General features: G+C 73.2%; 10 protein-coding genes. All 10 read left to right on the forward strand.

What is annotated here, in order from left to right; genetic code table 11:
* Window positions 1-80: 80 nt before the first annotated feature.
* The gene (locus tag QK440_RS23285; protein WP_282795123.1) at window positions 81-1073 is read left to right on the forward strand and encodes an FKBP-type peptidyl-prolyl cis-trans isomerase; all 993 of its coding nucleotides are present in this window, start codon (window positions 81-83) and stop codon (window positions 1071-1073) included.
* 59 nt (window positions 1074-1132) lie between these two features.
* A complete protein-coding gene (locus QK440_RS23290) occupies window positions 1133-1507 on the forward strand; it encodes an FKBP-type peptidyl-prolyl cis-trans isomerase (protein WP_282795124.1) in 375 nt (124 codons plus the stop codon).
* A gap of 257 nt (window positions 1508-1764) precedes the next feature.
* Window positions 1765-2811, forward strand: a complete 1047-nt coding sequence (locus QK440_RS23295) for a WYL domain-containing protein (RefSeq protein ID WP_282795125.1) — start codon at window positions 1765-1767, stop codon at window positions 2809-2811.
* A gap of 14 nt (window positions 2812-2825) precedes the next feature.
* A complete protein-coding gene (locus QK440_RS23300; RefSeq protein ID WP_282795126.1) occupies window positions 2826-3836 on the forward strand; it encodes a WYL domain-containing protein in 1011 nt (336 codons plus the stop codon).
* Window positions 3837-4683: 847 nt separating this feature from the next.
* Entirely contained in the window at window positions 4684-4929 is a 246-nt protein-coding gene (locus QK440_RS23305; RefSeq protein ID WP_229926158.1) for a phage terminase large subunit family protein, read from the forward strand.
* 9 nt (window positions 4930-4938) lie between these two features.
* Window positions 4939-5136 (forward strand): hypothetical protein, encoded by a 198-nt coding sequence (locus QK440_RS23310; protein ID WP_282795127.1) that lies wholly within the window; start codon window positions 4939-4941, stop codon window positions 5134-5136.
* A gap of 219 nt (window positions 5137-5355) precedes the next feature.
* Window positions 5356-5640, forward strand: coding sequence for a Sec-independent protein translocase subunit TatA (tatA, locus tag QK440_RS23315; RefSeq protein ID WP_282795128.1), 285 nt, complete (start codon window positions 5356-5358; stop codon window positions 5638-5640).
* Window positions 5641-5735: 95 nt separating this feature from the next.
* On the forward strand, window positions 5736-6632 hold the full coding sequence (tatC, locus tag QK440_RS23320; protein WP_282795134.1) for a twin-arginine translocase subunit TatC: 897 nt from the start codon (window positions 5736-5738) through the stop codon (window positions 6630-6632).
* Window positions 6633-6779: 147 nt separating this feature from the next.
* On the forward strand, window positions 6780-7670 hold the full coding sequence (locus tag QK440_RS23325) for a diacylglycerol kinase (RefSeq protein ID WP_282795129.1): 891 nt from the start codon (window positions 6780-6782) through the stop codon (window positions 7668-7670).
* 141 nt (window positions 7671-7811) lie between these two features.
* On the forward strand, window positions 7812-10622 hold the full coding sequence (locus QK440_RS23330) for a DEAD/DEAH box helicase (protein ID WP_282795130.1): 2811 nt from the start codon (window positions 7812-7814) through the stop codon (window positions 10620-10622).
* Window positions 10623-10714: the final 92 nt, after the last annotated feature.

Genomic DNA, 10714 nt, shown 5'->3' on the forward strand with positions numbered 1-10714 from the left:
TTCCTCGTACGGCGCCCTTCTCACTGCGTAGAGTTGCGCGCACGCCAACTGACAAGATCGATCGATACGAGGCCCCCACCGTGCGCCGACGCTCACTCCTCCTGGCCGTTCCGGCCGGCCTGCTGACCCTGGCCGGATGTGGTGACGACAAGTCCGACAAGGCCAAGTCCAAGGACAGCAGCACCCCGACGAACTCCACGCCCCCGAAGGGCAAGATCGTCGACGGACCCCTGCCCGAGATCACCAAGGGCACGAAGTTCGGTCAGAAGCCGACCGTCGCCAAGGGCTCCGGCAAGCCCTCCTCCGACCTCGCGGTGAAGACGCTCATCGCGGGCAAGGGCGCCGAGGTGGCCAAGGGCGACTACCTCCAGGCCCACTACCTCGGGCAGATCTGGGACACCGCGAAGGTCTTCGACAACTCCTACGACCGCAAGGCCCCCACGATCTTCCCGATCGGCGTCGGCCGGGTCATCCCCGGCTGGGACCAGGGCCTGGTCGGCAAGAAGGTCGACAGCCGCGTCGAGCTCGCCATCCCGCCGGAGCTGGGCTACGGCAAGGAGGGCAACAAGCAGGGGGGCATCAAGGGCACGGACACCCTGGTGTTCGTCGTCGACATCGTGGGCACGTACGGCAAGAACAGCTCCGCCAAGGGCAAGGACGTCGCCCAGGACAACAAGGACCTGCCGAAGGTCGGGACGAACACCGACGGCAAGGCCCCCTCCCTCGACGTGCCGAAGTCCGCCGCCCCCAAGAAGGTCGTCGCGAGCTACGTCATCGAGGGCGACGGCGACGAGGTCAAGGAGAGCGACACGCTCCTGTGCCAGTACAAGGGCGTGCTGTGGGCCGACGGCAAGGAGTTCGACTCCTCCTACAAGAGCGGTCAGCTCGCGCAGTTCCAGCTCGCCCAGGTCATCCCGGGCTGGCGGCAGGGCCTGGTCGGCAAGAAGGTCGGCAGCCGCGTCCTGGTCGTCGTCCCGCCGAAGGACGGGTACGCGGACAAGCCGCCGCAGGGCAGCACCATCAAGAAGGACTCCACGCTGGTCTTCTCCGTGGACATCCTCGCGAAGATGTGACACCCGCGGATGGCAGACTGTCCCGGTTGCCCTATCGCACATGAGCAGGAGCTAGTGACGTGAACATCGACAAGCCCGAGATCGACTTCCCCGAGGGCCCGGCCCCCACGGAGCTGCAGATCGACGACATCTGGGAGGGCGACGGCCCGGTGGCCAAGGCGGGCGACACCGTCCAGGTGCACTACGTGGGCGTGTCCTTCTCCTCCGGCGAGGAGTTCGACGCCTCCTGGAACCGCGGCAAGCCGCTGGAGTTCCAGCTCGGCGCCGGCCAGGTCATCGCCGGCTGGGACCAGGGCGTGCAGGGCATGAAGGTCGGCGGCCGCCGCAAGCTGACCATCCCGGCGCACCTGGCGTACGGCGACCGTGGCGCCGGCGGCGGCCGGATCGCCCCGGGCGAGACGCTGATCTTCGTCTGCGACCTGGTGAGCGTCTGACGTTCGGCGTGCCGCCGAGCGCCCGGCCGCCGGCACTCCGGTGAGTGTCCGGCCGGCCGGGCGAGCAGAGGGCCCGTGCCTGGTGTGGCGCGGGTCCTCTCGTCTTCCTCCGCCGCGTGGGCGGAGCCCCGGTGACCACCCGGCGCACCCTCGGCTTTTGCCACGACACGCCGTAGCGGTACGGTCATCGGTCGGAAGTACTGGTGAGCGGGCGCCGGTGACCACACACGGGCGAGCTGGGCCGAGAAAGGGCGTCGATGGCCATTGCCAAGGCCGAGCGGCTGATGAGTCTGGCGCTGTGTCTGCTCGGGACCAGACGTCCGCTGAGCAAGCGTGAGCTGCGGGAGTCGATCGAGGCCTACGTCGAGGCCTTCGGGCCGGGCAGAGGTGCGGCCTTCGGGCCGGGCAGAGGTGTGGCCTTCGGGCCGGGGCAGGGTTCTCCTGGGGGCGCGGCTCCGGCGTCGGCGTCCGAGGAGTCCTTCAACCGCATGTTCGAGCGGGACAAGGACGATCTGCGCGAGCTGGGCCTCGTCATCGAGACGGTGGAGAACCTGGACGGCGAGACGGGTTATCTCGCCCGCCGGGACAGCAACCGGCTGCCGCCCATCACGCTCGACGCGGAGGAGGCCGCCGCGCTCGGCCTCGCCGCGAAGGTGTGGCAGCAGGCCCGGCTCGCCGCCGCCGCGAGCGGCGCCCTGCACAAGCTGCGGGCCGCGGGCCTGCCCGAGGACGTCGACCCGTACGGCTCGCACGGCGCGCTGGAGCCGCGCATCCCCGTGCACGAGGCCGCGTTCGAGCCGCTGATGCTGGCCTGCCGCGACCGCAGGCCCGTGGTGTTCGACTACCGCAAGGCCACCGCGGCCCGGCCCGAGCAGCGCCACGTCGAGCCGTGGGCGCTGGAGTGCTGGCGCGGCCACTGGTACCTGGCGGGCTGGGACCGCGACCGCGAGGCCGAGCGCGTCTTCCGGCTCTCCCGCATCACCGGCAGGGTCCGCTCGCGGGCCGGCACGTTCAAGGCCGAGGTGCCGGACGTCGTGACCGTCCGCGAGACCGTGGCGAGCTGGGCGGGGGAGCGGGCGGACCGCACCGCGCTGATCCGGCTGCGCAAGGGCGCGGGCTACCCGCTGCGCGCGCGGGCCGTCGGCGCCCGGGAGCTGGACGGCGGCTGGGACGAGCTGGAGATCCCGTACGGACACGGGCTCGACGCCTGGCTGGTGGAGTTCGGGCCGGACGTGGTGGTGCTGGAGCCCGCGGAGCTGCGGGCCGACGTCGTGGACCGGCTGCGCGCCGTGGCCAAGGGCTGAGGGGGAGGACGACCATGGCCACGAACGCCATCGACCAGACCCGGCGGATGCTGTCCCTGGTGACGTATCTGCGCGAGCGCCCGGGGGCGCGCGTCGCGGACGTCGCGCGGGCCTTCGGTATCACCGAGGACGAGCTGATCTCCGACCTCGACGTGCTGCCGCTGTGCGGGACGAGTTTCCGCGGCGGCGACCTGCTGGACATCGACACGGACGGCGACCGCATCTGGTGGCACAACCCCGACGCGCTCGGCGCGGACGCGGCGGAGCCCCTGCGGCTCGCCGCCGACGAGGCCACGGCGCTGCTGGTGGCGGCGCGCGCGGTGGCCACGCTGCCGGGCCTGCGGGAGAGCGACCGGCTCGCGCTGCTGCGCGCCACCGCGAAGCTGGAGGCGGCGGCCGGTGAGGCGGCCGGGGCCAGCTCGCGGCTCTCGGTGACCTTCGAGTCCGAGGGCGGGGTCTTCGCCGACGTCGACCGGGCCATCTCGGAGCGGCGGAGGCTGTGGATCCGCTATTACTCGCCCGCGCGCGACGAGCTGTCCGAGCGGGAGATCGACCCGATCCGGCTGGTGAGCGTGGGCCACACGTACGTGGAGGCCTGGTGCCGCCGCTCCGAGGCGCGGCGCACCTTTCGGCTCGACCGGGTCGCCGAGATCAAGGTCCTTGACGAGCCGTCCGCGCCGCCCGAGATCGAACTGCGCGACCTGTCCGAGGGGCTGGTGCAGCCCGCCGCCGAGGACCCCGAGGTGGTCGTGGAGGTCGGGCCCGGGGGCCGCTGGGTCGCCGAGTACTACCCGCACGACAGCGCGGAGGAACTGCCCGACGGCGGTCTGCGCATCACCCTGCGCACCCCGGAGCCTGCGTCCTTGCGCCGCCTGGCCCTGCGCCTCGGCGGTGACGGCCGCATCGTCTCCCCGCAGGACCTCGCGGACAGCGCCCGCCAGGCCGCCCGGGAGGCCCTTGCGGCGTACGACGAACTGCCCGCGGACGCGCCCGGCCCCGGCGCGCCGGGTGGGCGCGGGGCGTGAGGGCGCGGGACGCGGCGGTGCCGGGAGCGCGCGGCGAAGGCCCCGCGACCGGCACCCGGCGCACCACCCGGGCCACGCTCCCGGGGCGCTGCGCCGTCCGACGCGGCCATGGCACGCGGGGGACCGCCGCACCACCCGCGCCGCCTGTGTCACCCGCGCCACCCGCACCGCCCGGTCGTGGGCGGCGTCCTGCGGTCCGGCTCGTGGGCGGGCGTCGGTGCACTCCCTGCCCGGGCGAGACGGCGCGGAGTCGCCCCAGCCCCTGCCCCGGCGTGACCCTCGGTCATCGGACCAGCTCCCGGTGGGGCGCGCCCCCGGTGTCCGGTGCGACCCCCCTGCCGTGCACCACCGCGTGCCCGGCCGGAGCTGTGCGCCGGGGCGCGACCGTGCGCCGAAGCGGTGGCGCGGCGGGAGGTGCGACCGTGTGCCGAGGCGCGACGGCGAGGCGGGACGTGGGACGGGGGCCGCGGCGGACCGGAACCCAGCTTGGCTGCCTCAGTCCGGAACCCAGCCCGGGACCGGCCCGCAGCGGGTCACGAACCCACGCGGGCCGGGGTCGGAACCCAGCCAGGAACCGGGCTGCCACAGACCGGAACCCAACGGGGCCCGGCCCGCACCGGGCAGGGACGCGACGCGGGACGGAGCCGGAACGCGACGTCGGGCGGAGCCGCACCGGGCCGGAACGCGACGCGGGACGGAGCTGCCATGGGCCGGGACGGAGCCGCAGCGGCCGGGACGCGGCCGCACCGCCCCGCGGCGGTACCGCGGCGGCACGGGGCGGCACCGCCCCGTGCCGCGTACGGAGCGCGGAGAACACAGCCGAGGAGAGTTGCACAGGATGTCACTGATGCCCCTTACGCCCCGCCCGGTGGCCGCGGTCCTCTTCAAGGCCGCCTGCCCCGACTGCCGCGCGCGCTTCGAACTCGCCGCCGGCGCGCTGCGGTTGGCCATCGGTGCCAGCCGCCGTACGACCTTCTACTCCTTCACCTGCCCGGAGTGCGGCACCGCCGTGCGCAAGCCCGCCGGGGAGCGCATCGTCGAACTCCTCACCGGGGGCGGGGTACGCACCCTGCGGCTGCACTCGACCGTCTAGGCTCGACGCATGTTCTGGGCGATGCTGGCGGTGGCCGTGGGATTCTGCGGTCTCGCCGTACTGGGTGTGTTCGCGATCAAGGTCTTCGTGGAGGCCCAGCGGCTCGGACGCCAAGTGACCGAGACCACACAGCGGATCAACCGCGCCGCCGAGGACCTGGAGCGGGCGGCCGCCGACGTGGCCCGGGCGGGCCGCGAGGCGGGCTGACGCCGGACGGCCGCGGGGGTGCGGCCACGGGCCCGCGGCCTTCGCCGGGTACGCTCTGAAGTGGCCCGAAATGTGAGGCGCGGGCCGCAACTGGGAGTATGCACGGGGATTGCCCCGCGTTTACTCCAGGGGGTTACGATCGCTGGCAAGCCCGGCGGTCGGATGACTGTCCGACAGCCGGTCCCGAAATCGACGCCTCGGTGAAGAAGGTAGACAGCTATGGGTAGGCTCGGCCCCACCGAGATCATTCTGATTCTCGTCATCCTGGTCCTGCTCTTCGGTGCGAAGAAGCTCCCGGACATGGCCCGGTCCCTCGGCAAGTCGGCGCGCATCCTCAAGAGCGAGGCCAAGGCCATGAAGTCGGACGGCAAGCAGGACGAGGCCGCCCCGGCCGACCCGCCCGCGGACAAGGTCGTGCCCCCGCGCACCATCCAGGCCGCCCCCGGCGACGTGAGCAGCTCCCGTCCGGTCGCCGAGCCGACCGACCACACGACGAAGCGCTGACCCAAGGCCGGCTCCGACAGCCGGCCTGCCGCACGAGATGAGGACGTGGGTTGCTCAAGTCTGCCCGCAAGAAGGAGAGGGACCCCGAGGGGCGGATGCCGCTCGCGGACCATCTGCGTGAGCTCCGCAACCGGCTCGCGAAGGGAATGCTGGCGATCGTCGTCGTGTCGATCGTCGCGGCGTTCTACAGCGAGGAGCTCATGGAGTTCCTCGCCGACCCCGTGCCGCGCTGCGCGAAGGGGGAGGACCGCACGGGCGGCGTCTGCGCGACGGTCTCGTACATGGACCTGCTCTCGCCCTTCACCACCACGGTGAAGGTGTCCCTCATGGTGGGCGTCGTCGTGGCCAGCCCGGTCTGGCTCTACCAGCTCTGGGCCTTCGTCGCGCCCGGGCTGCACAAGCACGAGCGCAAGTACACCTACGCCTTCGTGGGCGCCGCGGTGCCGCTGTTCGTGGGCGGCGCCTGGCTGGCCTACGAGATCATGCCGATCAGCATGCGCGTGCTGCTCAGCATCACCCCGGACGGGTCGGAGAACATCCTGCCCATGGACAAGATCCTGGACTTCAGCGTCCGGATGGTCCTGGTCTTCGGTGTCTCCTTCGAACTGCCCCTGCTGCTCGTGATGCTCAACATGACCGGCATGGTCAGCGGCCGGCGCATGCTGGGCTGGTGGCGCGGCGTCGTGATGGGCGTGTTCGTCTTCGGCGCGGTGGCCACCCCGACGACCGACCCGGTCGGCATGATCGCGCTCGCCGGTCCCATCGTCGTCCTGTACTTCCTGGCCGTCGGTTTCTCCGTCCTGAACGACAAGCGGCGCCGCAGGAACGACCCGGACGCCGACCTCGACGACGACGAGGCCTCCGAGCTGGACCTGACCCCCGAGCCGGTCGTGGGCATCGAGCCCGTGCCCGCCGCGAAGTCCCTGCCGGAGCAGGTCAACGGCGACGGCTCGCGCTCCGCCAAGTACAACGGCTACGACGACGTCACCTGACCCGTGCGGCACCGGCCGCGGCGAGGCCCCGCACCCGGGGAGCCGGCCCGCGGCCGCACCCGTCACCGGCTACCGGAAGGGGCCGGACGCCCAACGCGGCCGGCCCCTTCGGGTTGCCCCGCCCGGCCGCCTTGTAGGGTCCGCCCCGTGACCAGCGAGATCACCCTCTTCGTCAATCCCACCGCGGGCCGGGGCCGGGGCGCGCACGCGGCGCAGCCCGCCGCCGCGGCCCTGCGCGCGGCCGGGTTCGCGGTGCGCACCGTCATCGGCGAGGACGCCGGGGACGCGCTGCGCCGGGCCCGCGCCGCCGTCGGCGGCGGCACCGGGGCGCTCATAGCCGTCGGCGGCGACGGGCTGGTGAGCCTCGCCCTCCAGGCCGTCGCCGGGACCCGTACGCCCCTCGGTGTGATCGCCGTGGGCACCGGCAACGACTTCGCGCGCGCCCTCGGCCTGCCCGTGCGCGCGCCCGCCGCCGCGGCGGCCCTGGTCGCCGACGCCCTCAAGGGCGCCCGCGTACGGGACGTCGACCTCGGCCGGGTGGGTGCCACCTGGTTCGGCACCGTGCTCGCCTCCGGCTTCGACTCCCGGGTGAACGACCGCGGCAACCGCATGCGCCGCCCCGCGGGCCGCCTGAAGTACGACCTGGCGATGATCGCCGAGCTGGCCGCCCTCCGGCCCATCCCGTACCGGCTCCGGCTGGACGACGGGCGGGTGCGCGAGCTGGAGGCCACGCTGGTCGCGGTCGGCAACGGACCGTCGTACGGCGGCGGCATGCGGATCTGCGCCGGGGCGGACCTGACCGACGGCCTCTTCGACGTCACGGTCGTCGGGGACTGCGGCCGTGCCACGCTCCTGAAGGTGTTCCCCCGCGTCTACAAGGGCACGCACCTGGACCACCCCAAGGTCACCGTGTACCGCGCCGCCACGGTCGAGCTGGCGGCGGAGGACGTGACGGGGTACGCGGACGGGGAGCGGCTCGGCGCGCTGCCGCTGGTGGCGCGGTGCGTACCGGGTGCTGTCCGGGTCCTCGGCCCCTGACGCGGGCGACGGGGCGCGCCCTGGCCGGGCCGCCGAGCCCCTGGCCAGGGCCCCTGGCCGGAGCGCCGGACCTCCCGTGTTTGCGCAGGTCCCGATAATGATCGTCCGATGTCAGTGGCGGCCGGTAGGCTCGAAAGCACGATGACAGAGGACCTCTCACCGGCCGAGCGATACGCGGCAGCACGGCGGCGTGCTGCCGAGCAGGCCACCGCGCTCGCGTCCTTCCGCGAGATGTACGAATTCGGCCTCGACCCCTTCCAGATCGAGGCCTGCCGGTCACTCGAGGAGGGCAAGGGCGTGCTGGTCGCCGCGCCCACGGGCTCCGGCAAGACGATCGTCGGCGAGTTCGCCGTCCACCTCGCCCTCCAGCAGGGCAAGAAGTGCTTCTACACCACGCCGATCAAGGCGCTCTCCAACCAGAAGTACGCCGACCTGTCCAAACGCTACGGCGCGGACCAGGTCGGCCTGCTGACCGGCGACAACAGCGTCAACTCCGACGCGCCGGTGGTCGTCATGACCACCGAGGTCCTGCGGAACATGCTGTACGCGGGCTCCCAGTCGCTGCTCGGCCTCGGCTACGTGGTCATGGACGAGGTGCACTACCTCTCCGACCGCTTCCGCGGCGCCGTCTGGGAGGAAGTGATCATCCACCTCCCGGAGTCGGTCACGCTGGTCTCCCTCTCGGCCACGGTGTCGAACGCCGAGGAGTTCGGCGACTGGCTGGACACGGTCCGCGGCGACACCGAGGTGATCGTCTCCGAGCACCGCCCCGTGCCGCTGTTCCAGCACGTCCTCGCGGGCCGCCGGATGTACGACCTCTTCGAGGAGGGCGAGGGCCGCCGCAAGGCGGTCAACCCCGACCTGACGCGGATGGCCCGCATGGAGGCCAGCCGGGCGTACAACCCGCGTGAGCGCCGCAAGGGCAAGATGATCCGCGAGGCCGACCGCGAGCGCGAGCGGCGCCAGCGGTCGCGGATCTGGACACCCTCGCGCCCCGAGGTCATCGAGCGGCTCGACGCCGAGGGGCTGCTGCCCGCGATCACGTTCATCTTCAGCCGCGCCGGCTGCGAGGCCGCCGTCCAGCAGTGCCTGTACGCGGGCCTGCGGCTGAACGACGACGCCGCACGTCTGGCGGTCCGCGAGCTCGTCGAGGAGCGCACCGCCTCCATTCCGAACGAGGACCTGCACGTCCTCGGCTACTACGAGTGGCTGGAGGGCCTGGAGCGCGGCATCGCGGCCCACCACGCGGGCATGCTGCCCACCTTCAAGGAGGTGGTGGAGGAGCTGTTCGTGCGCGGCCTGGTCAAGGCGGTGTTCGCGACCGAGACCCTCGCCCTCGGCATCAACATGCCCGCCCGCAGCGTGGTCCTGGAAAAGCTCGTGAAGTGGAACGGCGAGCAGCACGCCGACATCACCCCGGGCGAGTACACCCAGCTCACCGGCCGTGCCGGGCGCCGCGGCATCGACGTCGAGGGCCACGCCGTGGTGCTCTGGCAGCGCGCCATGAGCCCCGAGCACCTCGCGGGCCTCGCCGGCACCCGGACGTACCCGCTGCGCTCCAGCTTCAAGCCGTCGTACAACATGGCGGTGAACCTGGTCGGGCAGTTCGGCCGCCACCGCTCGCGCGAGCTCCTGGAGACGTCCTTCGCGCAGTTCCAGGCGGACCGCTCGGTCGTCGGCATCTCGCGCCAGGTGCAGCGCAACGAGGAGGGCCTGGAGGGCTACCGCGCCTCGATGACCTGCCACCTCGGTGACTTCGAGGAGTACGCCCGGCTGCGCAGGCAGCTCAAGGACCGTGAGACCGAGCTGGCCAAGCAGGGCGTCGTGCAGCGCAGGGCGGCCGCCGCGGCCTCCCTGGAGAAGCTCAAGCCGGGCGACGTGATCCACGTGCCGACCGGGAAGTACGCCGGGCTCGCGCTGGTGCTCGACCCGGGGCTGCCCGCCGGGCGGGCCAACGGCCACCGGGGCTTCGACCACCAGGACGGCCCGCGCCCCCTGGTGCTCACCGCCGAGCGGCAGGTCAAGCGGCTCGCGTCGATGGACTTCCCGGTACCGGTCGAGCCGGTGGAGCGGATGCGCATCCCCAAGTCGTTCAACGCGCGTTCGCCGCAGTCGCGCCGCGACCTGGCCTCCGCGCTGCGCACCAAGGCCGGGCACATCGTGCCCGACCGGCACCGCAAGGGCCGCTCGGCCGCCGCCGACGACCGCGAGATCGCCCGGCTCCGCGCGGAGCTGCGCGCCCACCCCTGCCACGGCTGCGACGAGCGCGAGGACCACGCCCGCTGGGCCGAGCGGTACCACCGCCTCAAGCGGGACACCCAGCAGCTCGAGCGCCGCATCGAGGGCCGCACCAACACCGTCGCGCGCACCTTCGACCGCATCGTCGCCCTGCTCACCGAGCTGGACTACCTCCGCGGCGACGAGGTCACCGAGCACGGCAAGCGCCTCGCCCGGCTCTACGGCGAGCTGGACCTGCTCGCCAGCGAGTGCCTGCGCGCGCGGGTGTGGGAGGGCCTCGGCCCGGCCGAACTGGCCGCGTGCGTCTCGGCGCTGGTGTACGAGGCCCGCGTCGGCGACGACGCGCTCGCGCCGAAGCTGCCCTCCGGCAACGCCAAGGCCGCGCTCGGCGAGATGGTCCGCATCTGGGGCCGCCTCGACGCGCTGGAGGAGGAGTTCCGGATCAGTCAGACCGAGGGCGTCGGCCAGCGCGAGCCCGACCTCGGCTTCGCCTGGGCGGCCTACATGTGGGCGAGCGGCAAGGGGCTCGACGAGGTGCTGCGCGAGGCGGAGATGCCCGCCGGCGACTTCGTGCGCTGGTGCAAGCAGGTCATCGACGTGCTCGGGCAGATCTCCGCGGCCGCCGCCGGCGAGGGCAGCACGGTCGGCAGGAACGCCCGCAAGGCCGTCGACCAGCTCCTGCGCGGGGTGGTGGCCTACAGCTCCGTCGGCTGAGCCGTGCCCCCCGGCCCCGAGGGCGGCGGGGCGGCCGGCCCGGGGGGGGGCCCCCCCCCCGGGCCCCGCCGGGGGGGGCCCCCCCACGGGGG

Origin of the sequence: Streptomyces sp. CC224B (assembly GCF_030010595.1) — a bacterium.
In the GTDB taxonomy this organism is placed as follows: Bacteria; Actinomycetota; Actinomycetes; order Streptomycetales; family Streptomycetaceae; genus Streptomyces; species Streptomyces longispororuber.

What these genes read in the sequence shown, in the direction of transcription:
- tatC (WP_282795134.1), top strand. Translation starts at nt 5,736, where the DNA reads ATGCCGCTCGCGGACCATCTGCGTGAGCTCCGCAACCGGCTCGCGAAG.
- QK440_RS23295 (WP_282795125.1), top strand. Translation starts at nt 1,765, where the DNA reads ATGGCCATTGCCAAGGCCGAGCGGCTGATGAGTCTGGCGCTGTGTCTG.
- QK440_RS23310 (WP_282795127.1), top strand. Translation starts at nt 4,939, where the DNA reads ATGTTCTGGGCGATGCTGGCGGTGGCCGTGGGATTCTGCGGTCTCGCC.
- QK440_RS23305 (WP_229926158.1), top strand. Translation starts at nt 4,684, where the DNA reads ATGCCCCTTACGCCCCGCCCGGTGGCCGCGGTCCTCTTCAAGGCCGCC.
- QK440_RS23330 (WP_282795130.1), top strand. Translation starts at nt 7,812, where the DNA reads ATGACAGAGGACCTCTCACCGGCCGAGCGATACGCGGCAGCACGGCGG.
- QK440_RS23300 (WP_282795126.1), top strand. Translation starts at nt 2,826, where the DNA reads ATGGCCACGAACGCCATCGACCAGACCCGGCGGATGCTGTCCCTGGTG.
- tatA (WP_282795128.1), top strand. Translation starts at nt 5,356, where the DNA reads ATGGGTAGGCTCGGCCCCACCGAGATCATTCTGATTCTCGTCATCCTG.